The following is a 19,205-nucleotide window of genomic DNA, read 5'->3' on the forward strand; positions in this document are numbered from 1 at the left end:
GCGGGGCTGCTCCAAGCTCGCGCCATGCCGCTCTTCGACACCGTGCAGGGGTTCCTGGTCGCGCTGGGCATCGGCCTGCTGGTCGGTGTCGACCGCGAGCGTCGCAAGGGCCGCGAGCGCGCGCACGGCGTGGCCGGGCTGCGCACGTTCGCGCTGGCCGCGTTGCTGGGGGCGGTCGCGCACGAGCTGGGGCCGGTCGCGATGGCCGTCGCCGGCGCGTTCGTCACCGCCGCGTCGCTCGCGAGCTGGTTCTGGACCCGCGCCCGCGACCCCGGCCTGACCACCGAGACCGCGCTGCTGGTGGTGTTCCTGCTGGGCATGGTGGCGATGCGCGAGCCGGTGCTGGCGGGCGGGCTGGGCGTGGCGGTGGCGGTGCTGCTGGCCGCGAAGTCGCAACTGCACCGCTTCGCGCGCAGCGTGCTGAGCGAACAGGAGCTGCACGACGCGTTGATGCTGGCGGCCGGCGCGCTGATCGTCCTGCCGCTGTTGCCCGACGACGCGATCGATCCCTGGGGCGTGCTCAATCCGCGCGCCCTGTGGCTGCTGGTGCTGCTGGTGATCGCCATCAACGCCGGCGGCCACGTCGCGCTGCGGCTGTTCGGCGCGCGCGGGGGGCTGCTGTTCGCCGGATTCGCCGGCGGGTTCGTTTCCAGCACGGCCACCATCGCCGCGCTCGGGGTGCGTGCGAAGGCGACGCCGGCGGTCATGCCGGCGTGCGTCAGCGCGGCTGTTGTGTCCAACCTGAGCACGGTGATCCAGCTCGCGCTGATCACCGGCGCGCTCTCGCCGCGGCTCACCGTGTCGATGGCCGGACCGCTGCTCGCCGCCGCGCTGGCGGTGCTGGCGTTCGCCGCGATCGCGGGCTGGCGCGGCCGCGATCGGCCGCCGCCGGAGGGCGGCGTGCTCGCCGATCATGCGTTCAAGCTGCGCTACGTGCTGATGTTCGTCGCGGTGCTGAGCGCGGTGATGCTGGCATCCGCCGCCGCGCTCGCGTACTGGGGCCATGCCGCGCTCGGCTGGACGCTGGCGCTGTCCGGCTTCGCCGACGTGCACGCCGCCGCCGCCACCGCGGCGCAACTGGTGGCGGTCGGGCACGTACCGGTGAGCGATGCGGGCACCGGCGTGCTCGCCGCGCTGGCGACCAATTCGCTGATGAAGCTGTTGATGGCGCTGGCCAGCGGCGGGCGCGGCTATGCGCTGCGCGTGCTGCCCGGCGTGGCGGCGATGGTGGCCGCGTTCGCGGCCGCGCTGTGGCTGGGCGCCTGAAACCCCGACGCGCCCGACATTGCAGGAGCGGCTTCAGCCGCTCCTGCAGCGCGCGGGCGGCGCTTACTTGGTGACGACCAGCTTGCCCTTCATGATCCCCGAGTGGCCGGGGAAGGAGCAGAAGAACGTGTAGTCGCCGCCGGCCTGCAGCTTGGCGCCGGGCATCGTCGCGCGGGTGGTTGCGCCGCCGCCGATGACCGAGGTGAAGCCGAGCACGCGGGCGTCGCCCTTCGGCACGTACTGGTTCGGCAGTCCGGCCTTCATGCCGGCCGCGGCCACCGCGGAGACGTCCGCGGTCCGCGTGACTACGACGTTGTGGCCCATCGCCTGCGCCGGCAGCTTGCCGACGTGCGCGAGCTCGAGCGTGATGGTCTTGCACGAAGCCGACACGGTGACGGTCTTCTGGTCGAACTGCATGCGATCGTCGCCCTTGAGCTTGACGGTGCAGTTCGGCGCGGCCTGCGCCTGGGCGGCGGCGAACAGCAGCCCGAGGGCGAGGAGGGAGAGCGGGAGTTTCATGAACAACCTCGTGGAAACGTGGGAGGAGGGGAATCAGGGCGTCGTCGCGCGGCGCACCGCGGCGATGAAGTCCGGATCGGGACGCGCGCCCATCCGCTCGGTGCGCGCCAGCACGCGGCCGTCGGCATCGAGCAGCACCAGCGCGCTGGTGTGGTTGAACTCGCCGTCGGCGAGCGGGCGGTAGCGGATGCCGAGCACGCCGGCCACCGCGCGCACCTCGGTCGGAGGCGGGCTGGCCAGCGTCCAGCGCGCGGTGTCGAGCCTGCGCCTTGCAGCCACCGCCTTCAGCGCGGCCGGCGTGTCGCGCCCCGGGTCCATGCTGATCAGCAGCACGCCCAGGCGCTGCTTCTGCGCCGGCGTGAGGTTGCGGTCGATCGCCTGCGCCGAGTCGACGATCAGCGGGCAGATGTACTGGCAGGAGGTGTAGAACATCGACACCAGTTGCGGCTTGCCGCGACGCGTGCGCCAGTCGGCGCGGCGGCCGTCCTGGTCGGTGAGCGGAAGCGTGAGCTGGTAGACCGAATCGGACGGCAGCGGCGCGGCCGCCTTCCTCGGCGGTGCCGCGACCGCGACGGACGCGAACGCGGCCAGCAGCAGCGGAAGCGGGCGGAGGAGCGTCTTCATTCGCGTGCACCCCGTGCGCAGCGGAAGCCGAGGTTGGCGGTGGTGTCGGCGCCGTCGAGTGCGGACAGCATCGCGACCCGCATCAGCACCGCGTAGTTCTCGCGGTCGTCCATCGAGATCGCGCCGGCGCCGCAGAAGCGCAGCTTGTCGGCGTCGCCCTGTTCGCGGTTGTCGGAGGACACCAGCAGGGCGGAGTAGTCGTCGGTCCATTCCCACACCAGGCCGTGCAGGTCCTGCACGCCCCAGGCGTTGGGCGGTTGCAGCCCGGCGCGCGGCAGCACTTCGTTCGAAGGCCGCGCGTACCAGGCGAGGATGCGCCTGCGCCAGGCCGGATCGCGCCGCGCGTCGGTGCGGCGCTCGTCGGCGGCGGCGGCGAATTCCCATTCGTTCCAGGTCGGCAGGCGCGCGCCCTGGTCCTCGCAGTAGGCGTTGGCGGCGAACCAGCTCACCCAGGTCACCGGCTGGTCCGGCAGCGCACGCGGGCCGAGCGTGGTGGGTCCGGCCCAGTGCGAGAGGTAGCGCTGCTCGGCGAACACCTTGGCGATCCGGCCGCGCTGCCACTCGGGGCGACGCCTGACGAAGGCGAGGAATTCGGCGTTCGTCACCGGCCGCTGCATCAGCTCGAACGGCGCGATGCGCACCGGCGCGCCCTTGACGTCCTCGTACTGCAGCGCCGAGCGGAACGTGCCGCCGGGCAGCCGCACGTAGCGCGCGCCGCTGTCGCCGGCCAGTCCCGCCGCCGGCAGCGCCAGCGCGAGCAGCGCCGCCAGCGCTTTCCGCGCCGTGGCAGCGGCTCGCGCGACGGCCGGGCGCGCGTCGCGCACCCGGCCCGCGTTGCGGCGAAGGGCGGTCGCCCGGGGCATCGCTCAGTGGCCCTCGGAGGCGTTGGCCGGCTTGCTGGCGCGGATCTGCGCGACTTCCTCCTTGGTCACGCGGCCGCCCGGATTGCCCCAGTTGTTGAGCACGAAGGTGGAGATGTTCGCCACTTCGTCGTCGGTGAGCTGGTTCATCGGCGGCATCACCGAGTTGTACTCCTTGCCGTTGACCACGACCTTGCCCTGCAGGCCGTGCAGGATCGCGGTCGGCACGCCCTTCGGGTTCTTCGCGATCCAGTCGGACTTGGCCAGCGGCGGGAACACGCCCTCGAGGCCCTCGCCGTTGGCCTGGTGGCAGGTGGAGCAGGTGCCGGCGAACAGCGCCTTGCCGGCGGCGATCTGGTCCTGCACGGTCAGCGCGCCGGTCTTGGCCGCGGCGGCCGCCGTCGCCACCGCCTGCAGGTTGGCCTGCGCGCGGTCGCCCAGATACACCTCGTCGACTTCCTTGCCGGAGTAGATGTCCTTCCGCTCGGGGCCGTCCGCCTTGAGGATCGCCAGCGCGCCCTTGTTGAAGGCGCGGAAGATCGAGTGGTCGACCAGGACGTAGCTGCCCGGTACTTCGAGGTGGAAGTCCATCATCGCCGCGCCGCCGGCCGGGATCAGCGTGGTCTGCACGTTCTCCTGGTACTTGGTGCCGCCCTCGAACCAGACCTTGTCGAAGATCTCGCCGATCACGTGGAAGCTCGACACCAGGTTGGGGCCGCCGTTGCCGACGTACAGGCGCACCGTCTCGCCGGTCTTGGCGGTGAGCGCCTTGTCGCCGGTCAGCGCGCCTTCGGCGCCGTTGAACAGCACGTAGGTCGGGTGCTCGTCGATCGCCTTCTCCATGTCGAAGGGCTGGTGGCCTTTCTCGCGGTACTTGCCCTTGGTGTAGAAGTCGCCCTGCATCACGTAGTACTCGCGATCGACCTTGGGCATGCCTTCCGGCGGCTCGACCAGGATCAGGCCGTACATGCCGTTGGCCACGTGCATGCCGACCGGCGCGGTGGCGCAGTGGTAGACGTACAGGCCGGCGTTGAGCGCCTTGAAGGTGAAGCGCGACTTGTGGCCGGGCGCCGTGAAGCTGGAAGCCGCGCCGCCGCCGGGGCCGGTGACGCCGTGCAGGTCGATGTTGTGCGGCATCTTGCTGTCCGGCGCGTTCTTCAGGTGGAACTCGACGGTGTCGCCCTGGCGCACGCGGATGAAGCTGCCCGGCACGGTGCCGCCGAAGGTCCAGAAGGTGTAGGTCACGCCTTCGGAGATCGGCATCTCCTTCTCGACGACTTCCAGCTCGACGATCACCTTGGCCGGATGGTTGCGGTTGACCGGCGGCGGCACCATCGGCGGCGCGGTCAGCACCGCCTTGATGGGCTCGCCCTGCGGCGGGCCGAAATCGCCCTTCTTCGAACCGCCGCTGTCGTCCGACTGCGCGGTGCCGGCGGGCTTCGCATCGTCGGCGTCGGCATCGCGGCCGCGATCGCATCCCGCCAGCGCGAGAGCGACCGCCACGGCAACGGCAAGAGCACGGGTTGCAGCTTGCATGGGAATCCCCCTGTTGGGTTGGTGTCTTGTTCTTCGACGGGAGCCAGCATGCGCTTCGGCGACATCCGCCACCTTGATCTGGATCAACCCCGACCGTGGCGATGGAAGCGGACGTTTGATCTGGATCATGGCGGCGCGTCCCTGCACGGCCGAGAGTGCGACGCATCCATTCGGAGACGCCGTGATGACTTCGCAGAGGTCGTGTGCAATCGCCATCGCCTGTGCCGCGTTCGTGACCTCCGTCGCGCACGCCGCGCCCCCCGAACTGCGCTGGGACTGGAACCTGCGCGCACGCCACGAACAGGTCGACGACGAGGCCTTCGCGCGCGAGGGCGCGCTCACCACGCTGCGCCTGCGCGCCGGGTTCGACGCGCGCCTGCCGCGCGGCTTCGGCGTGCGCCTCGAAGGCGAGGGCGTGCTCGCCGACGACGACCGCGCCAACACCACCGCCAACGGCCGCGCCGAGTACCCCGCGATCGCCGATCCCGAAGGCGCCGAGATCAACCAGGCCTTCCTGCGCTGGGAGGGGACGCGGATGGCGGCGACGCTCGGACGCCAGCGCATCAACCTCGACAACCAGCGCTGGATCGGCGCGGTCGGCTGGCGCCAGAACGAGCAGACCTTCGATGCCGCGCAGATCGAACTGAAGCCGGCGAAGGACTGGCAGGTGCGCTACGCCTGGCTCGATCGCGCGCATCGCGTCAACGGCGATCGCGCGCGCGATCCGCTGCTGCGCGAGCGCGCGCTCGATACGCATCTGCTCAACGTGGCGCACACACGCGGCATCCAGCGCTGGGTGGGCTATGCCTACCTGCACGAGGACCGCGACGTCGCGCGCGCATCGAGCGCCACCTACGGCGTGCGCTGGAACGCCGGGCGCGTGACGGAAGGCAGGGGCTGGGGCCTGACCGTGGAAGCGGCGCAACAGCGCGACTACGGCGGCAACCCGGACGACTTCGCGCACGGCTACTGGCTGGTCGAACCGTCGATCACCCATGCCGGCATCGCCTGGCGCGCGGGCTGGGAGCATCTCGGGGGCAACGGCCGTCACGCGCTGCAGACGCCGCTGGCGACGCTGCACGCGTTCAACGGCTGGGCGGACAAGTTCACCACCACGCCGCCGGGGGGGCTGGAGGACGTATACGCCGGCGCCGGCGGCAAGCTGCCGCGCGGCCTGGAATGGGCGGTGACGTGGCACCACTACCGCGCCGACGCCGGCGGCCGTTACGGACGCGAGTGGGACGCCTCGCTGGCGTTCCCGGTCGGCAGACAGGTCAAGGGTCTGGCGAAAATCGCCGACTACCGCAGCGACGGTTTCGCGCGCGACACGCGCAAGCTCTGGCTGCAACTGGAGTGGAGCCGGTAGAGCGGATCCGGCATCGGCAGGCGCCCGGGCGCGAGCGTTCAGCCCGCCTCGGTGCGGTTGCGTCCGGCGGCCTTGGCGCGGTACAGCGCGGCATCGGCGCGCGCCAGCAGCGTGGCCTCGTCCTCGTTCGACCGCAGCGTCGCCGCGCCGATGCTCACCGTGATGCCGATCCGGCCGTTGGGCACGTCCACCCGCGTGCGTTCGATGAGCGCGCGGATGCGTTCGGCGACGTCCAGCGCCTCGCGCGGTCCGCTGTCGGGCAGCACGACCAGGAACTCCTCGCCGCCGAAGCGCGCGGCGAGGTCGCACTCGCGCACCTCGCGCGCGAGCAGGCGCGCCACCGCCGCCAGCACGCGGTCGCCGTCGGCGTGGCCCCAGCGGTCGTTGACGCGCTTGAAGTGGTCGATGTCGAGCATCAGCAGCGACAGCGGCGCGCCGCCGCGGTGCGCGCGGGCGCGCTCGACCGCCAGCCGTGCTTCGGCGGCGCGGCGGTTCGGAAGACCGGTGAGCGCATCGTGCAACGCGTCGCGCCGCGCGCCGAGCAGGTCGACCAGCAACCGCAACTGGGAATGCCCGACCCATGCGGCGATGGCCGCGATCGTGCCGTACAGCCACACGCCGCGCCAGAACGGCGGGTCCGCCTCCATGTCGGCGGACGCCAGCGGAATCACCAGCAGCCAGGCCGGAATCAGCGCGGCGCGCAGGCTGCGAATCCACGGCAGCGGCAGCGCGGCCAGTTGCGCGACGACCAGGAACGGCGCGAGCGTGTAGTTGAGATGCATCACCGAGGCGTGCATCGACTCCAGCGCGATCGACATCGCACCGAATCCCGCGACTTGCGCCCACAGGACCAGCCGCACCAGATTCACCGGCGACAAGCGGGTGGCGAACCGGGCGAGCGCCAGCAGCGCCACCGCCAGCAGCAGGCGCAGCGGCAGCACCCGCATCAGTTCTTCCCGTTGCAGCGCGTACAGATCCAGCGGCACCCAGCCCACCACCAGCGCCGCCAGCATCCGCGCCAGCGTCGCCACCCGTTCCTGGATCAGCCGGCCCTGCTGTGCGCGGTGGATGCGCGGCACCCACACGCGCCCGGACCACCACGCGTCGAAGCGGTGCAGCAGGCGGGGGAGCGGCAGGCGGGTCAGGGCGACCATGCGATCGGCACGCGGTACGCGAAGGTGAGGGGCGCGCGTCCCTGCGCCGCGGGCCGTCCGGGGCGTGTGCCGCCGGCCGGTCTCACCCGAGCACCTCGCGCACCAACGTGGCCAGATGGTCGAAGTAGAGGTCGATGTAGCTGATTCCGTTGCCGGTGTCGAGCAGGTAGGGATTCATCAATGTGTGGCGCAGGATCAGCAGACGGTCGGCGCCGTCGCGGTCGCCGAAGGTGGCAGGGTCCAGTCCGAGCGCGCGCGCGGTCCGCTCCATCTCCGCCGCGCCGATCGCCTCGGGGCGCAACGTGGTGGTGGTGCCGAAGAACTGCCTCGACTGCACCGGCTGGTCCGGCGCGCAGCGCAGCCGCGCGGCGAGCGCGCGCACGAACGCGTTCGTCTGCGCCACGTCGCGGTTGCCGGCGGGGTTGAGCGCCAGACACACCAGATTGCTGTCGGGCGGATAGGGCACGCGCGCGTTGACGAGCCCGGCCATGCGCTGCGCGAAGCGCTGGGCGGCCTCGTGGAAGGCCTCCGCGGCGAGCACCGTCTGCCGCGGCAGCAGGCCGAAGCCGGTGTGGTCGAGCGGCAGCACGCGATGGGTGACGTACACCGCCGCCGCGCTCGCGCCCGCCTTGGAGCCTTCCAGCACGTAGCGGCCGAGATGCCGGTAGCGCGCCAGGTAGCCGGCGTCCTCGCCGCCGTCGAACACGTAATCCGCCTCCTCGGTCAGCAGCGCCATCGCGCGGTGGTCGCGGCAGACGAAGGCGCCGGCGCCGTAGGGCAGGTAGCCGAGCTTGTGCGGATCGACGGTGACCGAATCGGCCCCGCCCAAGGCGGCGAACGCGGCATGCACGTGCGGCTGCGGGAAACCGCGGTACTCCGCGCGCATCTCCTCGCGCGTGCGCAGGCTGCCGTCGGGATTGCGGAACAGGGTGGCGAGATAGCCGCCCCAGGCGGCATCCACGTGCACCGAGAAGCCCAGCCCGCGCGCGGCCATCGCCTCGCGCGCCGCCACCGCGCGATCGACCGGGTCGATCGTGCCGTACTCGGTGGTGCCGAGCACGGCCACCACGGCCAGCACCGGCTGGCGCTCGCGCGCGCAGCGCTCCAGCGCGGCGTCGAGCGCGTCGGCGTCCAGCCGCATGCCGCGTTCGGGCAGCAGATGCAGTTGTTCGCTGCCCAGGCCCAGCAGCTTGATGCCCTTGCTCCAGGAATAGTGCGCGGTGATCGGCGCCAGCACGCGCGGCACGCGCAGCGCGGGATGGCGCGCGAAGAACGCGGTGAGGCCGAGCGTCTCGATGCGTTGCGCCTGCACCCGCCGCCGCCAGCGGCGGCGCTCGTCGGCCGGCTGCGCGGCCAGCCAGCGCTGCCAGCGCGTCAGCAGCGCGATGCCTTCCGCCGGCGCGAGGTTGAACGCCCGCACCGCGTCCGCGGGCGCGGCGATGTCCGGCGCGCCGGCGGCGTGCAGCGCCACCGGGAAGGCCTTCAGCGCCAGCGCGAGCCGCAGCGCCTGGTAGTTGGCCGCGGTGCCGCCGGAGGCGAGGTGGCCGAACGCGCAGTCCTCGCGCGCCGGATCGTCGGGGAAGCCGAGCATGCGCGCGAGCTGCAGGCCGACCTGCACCTCCAGATCCACCGTCACCGGCGCGACGTCCTCGCAGACGTTGTTCGGGTTGTACGGCAGCGTCAGCATCTGCGCGGCCAGCCCCGGCAGCAGCAGATCGGACGCCATGTGGCCGATGTAGCGCGGGCTGTGGAACGGCACCGAGCGCTTGAGCGCGGCCGACAGGCGGTGCAGTTCGTGACGCATGCGCGCCTCGAAGGTCTGGTAGGCCGGATGCTGCGCGGCGCGGGTGGGAATCGCCGGCGGGTCGTCCGGATGCACGTTGCGGCGCCAGTAGACGTGGTCGCGCAGGAACTCGACCACCAGCTTCTCCAGCAGGCCGTCGTTCTCGCCGTACGGACCGAGGAAGCAGGCGTCCAGCGTGCGCCGTTCGGTGTCCGGGTCCGGAAAGGCGGCCGACGGCGGACGCGCCGCGGCCTCGGCCGCCGGCGGGAGAGGAAGGGGCGAGAGGGCCATGTGCGCTCCGGGCCGGAACGTCCGGCCGAGGGTCATGGCCTCAGGCTAGGGCGCGCGAGGCGGGCCGGCCTTGATCCGGATCAACCCGCGCTCAGGCCCCGAGCAGCGCGAACACGCCCAGCGGATGGTGCGCGCGCGCCACCCCGATCATGTACGCGTAAGTGACCAGCGCGGCCACGTAGAACCCGGCGCGCGCGGCGCGCGTGCGGGCGCGGCGCAGCGCCATCGCCCCCAGCACGACGTAAGCCACCAGCAGCGTCAGCTTCACCGCCAGCCAGCCGTTGGCGAACATCGCGCCGGGCAGGATGGTCAGCAGCATCAGCGCCGCGGTCAGCAGGGTGGTGTCGATGGTGTAGCTCAGCCAGCGCACCGGCGCCGCGTTCGGCCAGCGCGCGCCGAGCAGCACGCCCAGCCCGCGCAGCGCGAACAGGCCGCCGCTGAGCAGCACGGTGAGCACGTGGACGTTCTTGATCTGCGGATAGAACTCGATCATCGCCTCATCCCGGTCGTCCGTCGGCGCGCGGCGCCAGATAGATCCGCCCCAGCCGCACGATCCACGGCGCCAGTGCCACCAGCCAGCCGGCCGCGGACAGCGCTTGCCAGGTCATGCCGTCGTCCGCCAGCTCCGCGCCCAGACGCATCAGCGTCACGCCCTGGATCGCCCAGAACGCGTACCACGCCACCTTCGGCATCACCAGCGGCCGGCCGGAGTGGCCCTGGGTGACGCGGGTGACCATCGCGATCAGCACGCTGCCGAAAAAGCCCACGAACAGCGCGTGCGCCGGCGCGCGGCCGAGCAGGAACGCGCCGCTGGCGGCGTAGACGAGGCTCTGCCCCGCGTACAGCGCGAACGCCACGGGCAGCCACAGCAGGCCGAGGAACAGCACGCGCAGGAGGCCCGGGGCCGCCCCGCGCGGCCACCAGCGCGCCAGCGCCAGCAGCGTCAGCGCGAGCAGGCCCAGATCCGGCAGCCACAGCCAGGCGTAGCCGTGCACCAGTTCCAGCCCCAGGTGCGCGAGCGCAAGCGCGAGGACCGCGCCCAGCAGCCAGAACGGGCGCCACATCGTGTAGCCCTGGACCGCGTTGCCGGCGAAGAACGGGAACATGCGGTGGGCGACGGTGAAGTAGATCGGCAGCAGGAAGCCGAAGCTGCCGATCTTGATCGCGGCGAACGCCCACGACGGCGATGCCCCGAGCAGGAACGCCAGCCACCCGCCCAGCCCGATCAGCCCCAGCCACAACGCCCCGAAGCAGGCGCGCGCGTGCCAGGTCGCGCCGCGCTCCTGCCACAGCAGCGGAGCCAGCGCCGACAGCGCGGCCAGCCAGCCGGCCAGCGTCATCAGGGTGCCCACCAGCACGCCCGCGTCCCAGCCCAGCGCGCCCAGCAGCGTGACGATCTGCCCGCCGAACAGGCCGGCGCCGACCGGCACGTAGCGCCAGCGGTCCGGTTCCGGCAGTCCCATCCAGCGCGGGAACACGGTCAGCAGGAAGCCGAAGATGAAGCTGGCCAGCATCTGGTACTGCATCACGAACGCATGCAGCCAGCCGGCGTAAGGCTCCGGCTGCGGATAGCCCGCGATCCAGCCGCGCGCGGCGGCCAGCCAGCCGAACCACCACAGCATCGCCAGCAGCACGTTGCTGGCGCCGACGAAGAACATCAGCCGGTGAGGCGCGGCGGCGAGCAGGCGGGGCGAGAGCGGGCGAGGCGGCGTGGCGGTCTGCATGCGCCGCAGTATCCGCATCGCGCGTGCAGGGCACCTTGATCTGGATCAGCCGCGTCGGACGGCGCGTCTTCGCAGGGGGGGCTTTCCTCTCCTCCCCTACGAATGCAGGGGGAGGTCGGGAGGGGGTTGCGCAGAATCCGAGGCGCGGTGGCCTCGCCGACACCATCCCCACCCAGCCCTCCCCTTGAAGGGGGGTAGGCTCCTCCCCCTGCGAATGCAGGGGGAGGCCGCAAGGCACTCCTCCCCTTGCTCGCGCAGCGAGCAGGGGGAGGTGGGGAGGGGGTTGCTCGGCAGCCGACGCACTGCGGGTCACCAACGCAACCCCACCCAACCCTCCCCTGTAAACAGGGGAGGGCTCTCCTCCCCCTGCGAATGCAGGGGGAGGCCGGGAGGGGGTTGCGTGGTCCCTGCCGGATTGCAGCCGCAGCATGCTCCCGGCCCGCAGCGACCACTCCTCCCCTTGCCCGCGTAGCGAGCAGGGGGAGGTGGGGAGGGGGTGCTCGGCAGCCGACGCACCGCGGGGCGCCGGCGCAACCCTGCCGAACAAAAAAGAGCCCCGGCCAAGGCCGGGGCTCGCAGGACGGCACGCGATCAGCGATCGGTTTCGGTCACGCCGCCGCCGACCTCCTCGCGTCGCGGCGCCACCCAGAGCCGGAACACGAACCAGGTCAGGGCGAGCGCGCCGATGCTGAACACCGTGTCCCCCGGCACGCGCAGCCACACCAGCATGTCGACGATCGGCTTCTGCATGAAATCGGCCGAACGCGCATACCAGTAGCCGTGCTCGATCGCCGCCAGCAACTGCAGCGTGCCCAGCGGCAGCAGGGTCAGCAGCGCCATCAGGCCCAGGCCGATGTTGAACGACCAGAACGAGATCTTCAGCGCCCGCGTATCCCAGCGCATCTGGCCGCGCAGCCCGCGCAGGCTGAACAGCAGCAGGGCGATGCCGAGCATGCCGTACACGCCGAACAGCGCGGTGTGGCCGTGCAGCGGCGTCAGATTCAGGCCCTGCATGAAGTACAGCGACAGCGGCGGATTGATGAGGAAGCCGAACAGGCCGGCGCCCACCAGGTTCCAGAACGACACCGCGATGAAGAACAGGATCGGCCACTTGTAGCGGACCATCCACGGCGTCGCCTTGCCCAGCTTGTAGGTGTGGTAGGCCTCGAAGCCGATGTAGGCCAGCGGCACCACTTCCAGCGCGCTGAAGCTCGCGCCCAGCGCCACCACCGCGGTCGGCGTGCCGACGAAGTAGAGGTGGTGCAGCGTGCCCAGCACGCCGCCGGCGAGGAAGATCACCGTGGCGAACAGCACCGCCACCGTCGCCGTGTGCGCGCGGATCAGGCCGAGCCGGACGAAGATCAGCGACATCACCGCGGCGGCGAACACCTCGAAGAAGCCCTCCACCCACAGGTGCACCAGCCACCAGCGCCAGTACTCCACCTCGCTGATGTGCGTGTGCTCGCCCCACATCAGCGCCGAGGCGAAGAACAGACCGATGGCGACGGTGGACAGGAACATCAGCCCGACGATCGACTTGGTGTCGCTCTTGGGCCCGCGCAGCACCGGCCACAGCGCCCGGCCGACCAGCGTCAGCCACAGGATCAGGCCGATGAACAGGAACCACTGCCAGAAGCGGCCCATGTCGGCGTATTCCCAGCCCTGGTGGCCGAACCAGAAGTTGTTCTCCAGCCCCAGCTTCTGCATCACCGCCATCCACTGCCCGGCGAAGGAACCGACGACGATGATCAGCAGACACACGAACAGGAAGTTCACCCCGAGACGCTGGAACTTCGGCTCGTGCCCGGAGAGCGCCGGCGCGATGTACAGGCCGGTGCCGAGCCAGGCCACCGCGATCCACAGCACCGCCAGTTGCGTGTGCCAGGTGCGGGTGATCGAGTAGGGCAGCACTTCCGACAGCGCGAAGCCGTACGCCTCCTGGCCTTCGACCTGGTAGTGCGCGGTGATCGCGCCCAGCAGGATCTGCACCAGGAACAGCGCCAGCACCACCCAGAAGTACTTGGCGGTGGCGCGCATCGACGGCGTCACCCGCAGCGTCGCCAGCGGATCGCTGGCCGGGAAGGTGTGGTGCTCCTCCTGGTGCGTGCGCGCGTGGTGCCAGCCGAGCAGGCCGATGCCCGCCAGCAGGAACAGCACCGAGAACGCCGACCACACCCACAGCGACGGCGGCGGCGTGTTGCCCACCAGCGGCTCGCTCGGCCAGTTGTTGGTGTAGGTGACGCGCTTGTCCACCACGCCGGGCTGGCTCGGGGCGAGCGTGTCGCCGGCGGCGCCGCCGCGTTCCGTGGTGGCCGCCCACGCCGTCCACCAGAAGAACGCGGTCAGCGCGCGCCGGTGGTCGGCGGCGGGGACCGTGTCGTTCTTCATCGCGTAGGCCTCGCGCAGCGAGGCGGTGGCCGGGTCGTTGCCGAACAGGCTCTCGTAGTGCGCGGCGACGTTGGAGATCGCCGCCACCCGGTCTTCGTCCAGGGTGATGGTGCCGGTCGCGGGATCGTAAGTGTTCTTGCGCATCATCGGCTGCAGGCGCGCCTGCAGCATGCCCTGCTCCTCGGGCGTGAGCGCATGGAAGTTCGCCGCGCCCTCCTGCCGCGCCCAGATGTCGAGCACGCCGAGCGCCTCGCGGTGCAGCCAGTCGGCGCTCCAGTCCGGCGCGACGTAGCCGCCGTGCCCCCAGATCGAGCCGAGCTGCATGCCGCCGATCGACTGCCACACCTGACGGCCCTTCTCGATGTCGGCGCGGGTGTAGATCACCTGACCGCTCTCGCTCACCACGCGTTCGGGCACGGGCGGTGCGGCGCGGAAGATCTCTCCTCCGGCCCACAGCAGCACGCCGAACGAGACGATGAGCAGGGCCGCAAGGCCCAGCCACAACTTTCTCGTATTACCCATGACGGTTCCTCCCAGGATCGCGGCCAGCATGCGCGTCCGGCCGGTACGGGCGCATTGACCCAGATCAACCTGACGCTCGATGCAGGCTGACCGCGGCGTCGTGAAGGAAGCGGCCATGCAGCGTGTCCGTCGCGTCGCACGCAACGCGGCGCGACGCGGTTTCCTGGCGTGCGCACAAGGCAGGCGCTTTTGCTCCTCCCCCTGCGAATGCAGGGGGAGGTGGGGAGGGGGTGCGCGGCAGCCGACGCACCGCGGGTCACCGACGCAACCCCACCCAACCCTCCCCTGTAAACAGGGGAGGGCTTTACTCCTCCCCCTGCGAATGCAGGGGGAGGCCGGGAGGGGGTTGCGTGGTCCCTGCCGGATTGCAGCCGCTGCATGCTCCCGGCCCACAGCGACCACTCCCTTTGCTCGCGTAGCGAGCAGGGGGAGGTGGGGAGGAGGTGCGCGGCAGCCGACGCACCGCGAGTCACCGACGCAACCCCACCCAACCCTCCCCTGTAAACAGGGGAGGGCTTTACTCCTCCCCCTGCGAATGCAGGGGGAGGCCGGGGGGGGTTGCGTGGTCCCTGCGGCATTGCAGCCGCCGCATGCTCCCGGCCTGCAGCGACCACTCCTCCCCTTGCTCGCGTAGCGAGCAGGGGGAGGTGGGGAGGGTTTGCGCGGCAGCCGACGCACCGCGGGTCACCGACGCAACCCCACCCAACCCTCCCCTGTAAACAGGGGAGGGCTTTCTCCTCCCCCTGCGAATGCAGGGGGAGGCCGGGAGGGGGTTGCACGGAATCCGACGCAGCGGCGGCCCTCAACACCATCCCCACCCGACCCTTGGAAGGGGGGGCTTTGGAAGCGAGGGCTCTACGCCTCAGCCGCGCAGCACCGGCGCGGCCAGGGCCTCGAGCGCGGCGCGGTCGAGCAGCTCCATCTCGCGACGGTCCACCCGCAGCAACCCTTCCTGCTGCAGGCGCTTGAGCACACGGCTCACGGTCTCGGGCGCCAGCCGCAGGTAGTTGGCGATGTCGGTGCGCGCCATCGTGAGCTGGAAGCGGGTGGGCGAGTAGCCGCGCGCGGCCAGCCGGCGCGAGAAGCCGATCAGGAACGCGGCCAGCCGCTGCTCGGCCGACCAGTCGCCCGCCAGCAGGGCGGCGCGGCCGATGTCGCGGCTGAGCAGGCGGAACAGTTGCTGCTGAAGCCCCGGCACGCGCGCGGCCAGCACCGCGATCTTGGGGAACGAGAACCGGCACAGCATCACCGTATCCAGCGCCACCGCATTGCACGGGTACTGCTCGCTGTCGATGGCGCTCAGCCCGATCACCTCGCCCGGCAGGTGGAAGCCGAGCACGTGCTCGCGCCCCTCGCTGTCGATCACGTAGGTCTTCACCGTGCCGGCGCGCACCGCGGCGATCGCGTCGAACGGATCGCCCTCGCGGAACACGTGCTCGCCGGCGTGCAGCGGGCCGACGTGTTCGACCAGCACGTGCAGATCGCGCAGCGCCGACTTGTCCATGCCCTGCGACAGGCAGGCCTGCGAGAACGCGCAGGTCGAGCAGAAATGCAGCGCATCGCCGTCGTCCGGCAGCGTGCGCGCATCGGTACGCGGAAAGGCCGCGGTGTTCACCGGGAGCGCCTCCGGGGCCGGATCAGATGGCACGCGAGAACCGGGGCGTGGCGAGTTCCGCGGGCTGCTCGAGGTAGCGGTCGAAGCACATGGCGATGTTACGCAACAGCAGGCGGCCTGCGGGCGTCACCGCGATCCGTTCCGGCTCCCGGCGCACCAGGCCGTCCTCGGCCAGCGGCGCCAGTTTGTCCAGCGCGCCGGCGAAGTAGCGGTCGAAATCGATCGCATAGCGCCGCTCGAGCGCGCGCACCGGGATCTCGCCCTGGCACATCAGGGTCTGGATCAGGTCGGCGCGCAACTGGTCGTCCTCGCTCAGGCGCAGGCCGCGGAACACCGGCAGGCGGCCTTCGTCGAGCGCGGCCTGCCAGCCCGGCAGATCGCGGTGGTTCTGGCTGAAGCTGTCGCCGATGTGGCTGATCGCGCTGACGCCGAAACCGATCAGGTCGCTGTCGGCGTGCGTGGTGTAGCCCATGAAGTTGCGGTGCAGCCCGCCGCGTGCCTGCGCCTGGGCGAGATCGTCGTCGGGCAGGGCGAAGTGGTCCATGCCGATGTAGACGTAGCCCGCTGCGGTGAGCTTCTCGATCGCCAGCCGCAGCAGCGCCAGCTTGGTCGCCGCGTCCGGAAGGTCGGCCGCCTCGATCTGCCGCTGCGGGCGGAACAGGTGCGGCATGTGCGCGTAGCTGTAGATCGCCAGCCGGTCGGGGCGGATCGCCACCACCTCGTCGAGCGTGCGCCCGAACCCGTCCAGCGTCTGCTTCGGCAGACCGTAGATCAGGTCGATGTTCACCGAGCGGAAGCCGTTGGCGCGGCAGGCGTCCACCACCGCGCGGGTCTGCTCGATGCTCTGGATGCGGTTGACCGCCGCCTGCACCGCCGGGTCGAAGTCCTGCACGCCCAGGCTGGCGCGGTTGAAGCCGATCGCCGCCAGTTCCGCCACCGCCTCCGGCGTGATGAAGCGCGGGTCCAGCTCGATCGAGATGTCGCGCTCGCGGCTTTCGGCGAAGTGGAAGTGGCTGCGCAGGGTATCGACCACCTCGCGCAGTTGCGCGGCGGTGAGGAAGTTCGGCGTGCCGCCGCCGAAGTGGAGCTGGATCACCTCGCGGTCGCGGTCGAACAGCGGCGCCATCAGTGCGATCTCGCGGTACAACCGGGCCAGATACGGCTCCGAGCGCGACTTGTCGCGCGTGATGACGCGGTTGCAGCCGCAGTAGAAGCAGGGGCTCTCGCAGAACGGCACGTGCACGTACAGCGACAGCCGGCGCGGGATCGGATCGCCGTTGCTGGCGCGCGCGGCTTCCTTGAGCTGCGCCTCGCCGAAACCGGCCTGGAACTGCGGCGCGGTCGGGTACGACGTGTAGCGCGGACCGGGGCGGTCGTAACGCGTCAGCAGGGCCGGATCGAGCTGGAGCGATGACGTGTGCATGGCGCGCAGGGTAGGGGCGGGCCCGCGCGCACGTATTGACCTGGATCAAGTGCGTGCCACCGCACCGCGCGCGGGGCGAAACCGCGCACGGCATTCATTAAGATCGTCGCATGCGTTACCCGGACATGCCGTTACCCGAACTGCCCCCCATGGACGACACCGAGCGCCTGGCGCGCGCGCGTGCCTTCGCCGAGGAGATGGCGCGCCGCCGCAGCGTGCGCGAGTTCGCGCCGACGCCGGTGCCGCGCGCGGTGATCGAGGAGGCGCTGCGCGCGGCCGCCTCCGCGCCCAGCGGCGCCAACCAGCAGCCCTGGCGCTTCGTCGCGGTACAGGACCCGGCCGTCAGGCGCGCGCTGCGCGAAGCTTCGGAGGAGGCCGAGCGCGAGTTCTACCAGCACCGCGCGCCGGAGGAATGGCTGATGGCGCTGGCGCCGTTCGGAACTCACGCGGCCAAGCCGTTCCTGGAGACCGCGCCGTGGGTGATCGCGGTGTTCTACGAGCGCTACGGCTTCGACCGCCGGGGCGAGCGCGTGCGCCGCTACTTCCCGCTGGAATCGACCGCGATCGCCACCGGCCTGCTGCTGGCCGCGCTGCATCGCGCGGGGCTGGCGACGCTGATGTACGTCCCGGCGTCCACCGAGTTCCTCAACGACCTGCTCGGGCGCTCGCGCAACGAAATGCCGTTCGCGCTGGTGGTGACGGGGCACCCGGCGCCGCTCTGCCGCGTGCCGTCGCTGCCGCGGCTCGCGTTCGACGAGTACGCGGTGTTCCTCTGATCGGCCGCCGCGCGCGGCGGGGCTAAGATGACGCCGCGGGCCGCGGATGGCCCGCGTTCCTTGTCCGGAGAAAGCATGCGCGATCCGTCCACCGCCCGCATCGGAATCGTCGGTCTGGGGTACGTCGGCCTGCCGCTGGCGATCGAATTCGGCCGGCGCTTTCCGACCGTCGGCTACGACATCGCCCCCGAGCGCGTGCGCGAGCTGCGCGAGGGGCGCGACCGCAACGGCGAGACCACCGCCGAGGAGATCGCCGCCGCCGCCCAGCTTCGCTTCGCCGAGGCGCTGCAGGACCTGGCCGACTGCAACGTCTACGTGGTCACCGTGCCGACCCCGGTCGATGCGCACAAGCGGCCGGACTTCTCGCCGCTGATCGCCGCCAGCCGCATGCTCGGCGGGCTGCTGCGCGCGGGCGACGTGGTGATCTACGAATCGACCGTGTACCCCGGCGCCACCGAGGAGATCTGCGTGCCGGAGCTCGAACGCGCCTCCGGCCTGCTGTTCAACCGCGACTTCTTCGTCGGCTACAGCCCCGAGCGCATCAACCCGGGCGACCGCCGCCGCCGTCTGCCCGACATCGTCAAGGTGACGTCCGGCTCGACGCCGCAGATCGCCGATTTCGTCGATGCGCTCTACCGGGCGATCGTGCCCGCCGGTACCCACAAGGTCTCCAGCCTGCGCGTGGCTGAGGCGGCGAAGGTGGTCGAGAACACCCAGCGCGACGTCAACATCGCGCTGGTCAACGAGTTCGCGCTGATCTTCCAGCGGCTGGGCATCGACACCAGCGAAGTGCTCGACGCCGCCGCCACCAAGTGGAACTTCCTGCCGTTCCGGCCGGGCCTGGTGGGCGGCCACTGCATCGGCGTGGACCCGTACTACCTGATCCAGAAGGCGCAGTCGGTCGGCTACTACCCCGACATCCTGCTCGCCTGCCGGCGCATCAACGACGCGATGGGCGAGCACGTCGCCGCCGAGGTCATCAAGCTGATGATCCAGCGTGGCATGCAGATCGCCGGCGCGCGCGTGCTGATCCTCGGCGTGGCGTTCAAGGAGAACTGCGCGGACCTGCGCAATACGCGGGTGATCGAGCTGGCGCGCCGTTTCCGCGAGTACCGCGCCGACGTCGATCTCTACGATCCGTGGGTGGATGCCGAGCAGGCGCGGCTGGAGTACGGCGAGACGGTGATGACATCGCCGCCGCCGGCCGGGCGCTACGATGCGGTGGTGCTGGCGGTCGCGCACGACCAGTTCCGCCTGCTGGGCGCCGAGGGCGCGCGCGCGTTCGGGCGGCCGGGCGCGCTGCTGTACGACATCAAGAGCGTGTTTCCGCGCGAGGCCGTGGACGCGCGCCTCTAGCC

Annotated in this window: 15 protein-coding genes; 4 read left to right on the top strand and 11 right to left on the bottom strand. The window is 71.3% G+C overall.

All coding sequences use genetic code 11. The features are described 5' to 3' along the window. Positions 1–24: 24 nt before the first annotated feature. Positions 25–1,266, top strand: a complete 1,242-nt coding sequence (locus FQY64_RS03000; protein WP_146472225.1) for an MgtC/SapB family protein — start codon at positions 25–27, stop codon at positions 1,264–1,266. 63 nt (positions 1,267–1,329) lie between these two features. Here the strand turns inward: FQY64_RS03000 and azu are convergent, their stop codons facing one another. Genes azu through nirK form a run of 4 tightly spaced genes read right to left on the bottom strand, consistent with a single transcriptional unit; the run spans position 1,330 to position 4,772 of the window. Continuing rightward, entirely contained in the window at positions 1,330–1,785 is a 456-nt protein-coding gene (gene azu, locus FQY64_RS03005) for an azurin (RefSeq protein ID WP_146472226.1), read from the bottom strand. 33 nt (positions 1,786–1,818) lie between these two features. Next, complete coding sequence (locus FQY64_RS03010) at positions 1,819–2,409, bottom strand: SCO family protein (protein WP_146472227.1); 591 nt, start codon at positions 2,407–2,409, stop codon at positions 1,819–1,821. Beyond that, a complete protein-coding gene (locus tag FQY64_RS03015) occupies positions 2,406–3,233 on the bottom strand; it encodes a formylglycine-generating enzyme family protein (RefSeq protein ID WP_244942400.1) in 828 nt (275 codons plus the stop codon). Before FQY64_RS03015 ends, FQY64_RS03010 begins: the two co-directional genes overlap by 4 nt. A 42-nt stretch (positions 3,234–3,275) precedes the next feature. Then, positions 3,276–4,772, bottom strand: a complete 1,497-nt coding sequence (gene nirK / locus FQY64_RS03020; protein ID WP_229814907.1) for a copper-containing nitrite reductase — start codon at positions 4,770–4,772, stop codon at positions 3,276–3,278. 265 nt (positions 4,773–5,037) lie between these two features. Between nirK and FQY64_RS03025 the strand changes: the two genes are divergently transcribed. Further along, on the top strand, positions 5,038–6,171 hold the full coding sequence (locus FQY64_RS03025; RefSeq protein ID WP_229814906.1) for an alginate export family protein: 1,134 nt from the start codon (positions 5,038–5,040) through the stop codon (positions 6,169–6,171). A 38-nt stretch (positions 6,172–6,209) separates the two neighbouring features. On the opposite strand, the gene FQY64_RS03030 is transcribed toward FQY64_RS03025, so the two are convergent. The 7 genes from FQY64_RS03030 to hemN form a co-directional block, all read right to left on the bottom strand. Next, positions 6,210–7,325, bottom strand: coding sequence for a GGDEF domain-containing protein (locus FQY64_RS03030; protein WP_146472231.1), 1,116 nt, complete (start codon positions 7,323–7,325; stop codon positions 6,210–6,212). Positions 7,326–7,407: 82 nt separating this feature from the next. Next, positions 7,408–9,399: a pyridoxal phosphate-dependent decarboxylase family protein gene (locus FQY64_RS03035; RefSeq protein ID WP_146472232.1), complete on the bottom strand. Its 1,992-nt coding sequence runs from the start codon at positions 9,397–9,399 to the stop codon at positions 7,408–7,410. A gap of 91 nt (positions 9,400–9,490) precedes the next feature. Continuing rightward, positions 9,491–9,892, bottom strand: coding sequence for a SirB2 family protein (locus tag FQY64_RS03040; RefSeq protein ID WP_146472233.1), 402 nt, complete (start codon positions 9,890–9,892; stop codon positions 9,491–9,493). A gap of 4 nt (positions 9,893–9,896) precedes the next feature. Beyond that, the gene (locus FQY64_RS03045) at positions 9,897–11,123 is read right to left on the bottom strand and encodes an NnrS family protein (protein ID WP_146472234.1); all 1,227 of its coding nucleotides are present in this window, start codon (positions 11,121–11,123) and stop codon (positions 9,897–9,899) included. 591 nt (positions 11,124–11,714) lie between these two features. Beyond that, positions 11,715–14,033, bottom strand: coding sequence for a nitric-oxide reductase large subunit (locus FQY64_RS03050; RefSeq protein ID WP_146472235.1), 2,319 nt, complete (start codon positions 14,031–14,033; stop codon positions 11,715–11,717). Positions 14,034–14,895: 862 nt separating this feature from the next. Beyond that, a complete protein-coding gene (locus FQY64_RS03055; RefSeq protein ID WP_229814905.1) occupies positions 14,896–15,648 on the bottom strand; it encodes a helix-turn-helix domain-containing protein in 753 nt (250 codons plus the stop codon). Positions 15,649–15,670: 22 nt separating this feature from the next. Further along, on the bottom strand, positions 15,671–17,071 hold the full coding sequence (gene hemN, locus FQY64_RS03060; RefSeq protein ID WP_146472236.1) for an oxygen-independent coproporphyrinogen III oxidase: 1,401 nt from the start codon (positions 17,069–17,071) through the stop codon (positions 15,671–15,673). 149 nt (positions 17,072–17,220) lie between these two features. On the opposite strand from hemN, the gene FQY64_RS03065 reads away from it, so the two are divergent. Continuing rightward, positions 17,221–17,847 carry a nitroreductase family protein gene (locus FQY64_RS03065; RefSeq protein ID WP_229814904.1) on the top strand — a complete coding sequence of 209 codons (627 nt, stop codon included), beginning with the start codon at positions 17,221–17,223 and terminating at the stop codon, positions 17,845–17,847. A gap of 75 nt (positions 17,848–17,922) precedes the next feature. After that, positions 17,923–19,203, top strand: coding sequence for a nucleotide sugar dehydrogenase (locus FQY64_RS03070; RefSeq protein ID WP_146472238.1), 1,281 nt, complete (start codon positions 17,923–17,925; stop codon positions 19,201–19,203). Positions 19,204–19,205 lie beyond the last annotated feature (2 nt).

Source organism: Vulcaniibacterium thermophilum (assembly GCF_007923255.1).
GTDB classification, from domain to species: Bacteria; Pseudomonadota; Gammaproteobacteria; order Xanthomonadales; family Xanthomonadaceae; genus Lysobacter_F; species Lysobacter_F thermophilum.

Coding starts and splice junctions, on each gene's coding strand:
- FQY64_RS03000 (WP_146472225.1), top strand. CDS start 25: ATGCCGCTCTTCGACACCGTGCAGGGGTTCCTGGTCGCGCTGGGCATC.
- azu (WP_146472226.1), bottom strand. CDS start 1,785: ATGAAACTCCCGCTCTCCCTCCTCGCCCTCGGGCTGCTGTTCGCCGCC.
- FQY64_RS03010 (WP_146472227.1), bottom strand. CDS start 2,409: ATGAAGACGCTCCTCCGCCCGCTTCCGCTGCTGCTGGCCGCGTTCGCG.
- FQY64_RS03030 (WP_146472231.1), bottom strand. CDS start 7,325: ATGGTCGCCCTGACCCGCCTGCCGCTCCCCCGCCTGCTGCACCGCTTC.
- FQY64_RS03035 (WP_146472232.1), bottom strand. CDS start 9,399: ATGGCCCTCTCGCCCCTTCCTCTCCCGCCGGCGGCCGAGGCCGCGGCG.
- FQY64_RS03040 (WP_146472233.1), bottom strand. CDS start 9,892: ATGATCGAGTTCTATCCGCAGATCAAGAACGTCCACGTGCTCACCGTG.
- FQY64_RS03045 (WP_146472234.1), bottom strand. CDS start 11,123: ATGCAGACCGCCACGCCGCCTCGCCCGCTCTCGCCCCGCCTGCTCGCC.
- FQY64_RS03050 (WP_146472235.1), bottom strand. CDS start 14,033: ATGGGTAATACGAGAAAGTTGTGGCTGGGCCTTGCGGCCCTGCTCATC.
- hemN (WP_146472236.1), bottom strand. CDS start 17,071: ATGCACACGTCATCGCTCCAGCTCGATCCGGCCCTGCTGACGCGTTAC.
- FQY64_RS03065 (WP_229814904.1), top strand. CDS start 17,221: ATGGACGACACCGAGCGCCTGGCGCGCGCGCGTGCCTTCGCCGAGGAG.
- FQY64_RS03070 (WP_146472238.1), top strand. CDS start 17,923: ATGCGCGATCCGTCCACCGCCCGCATCGGAATCGTCGGTCTGGGGTAC.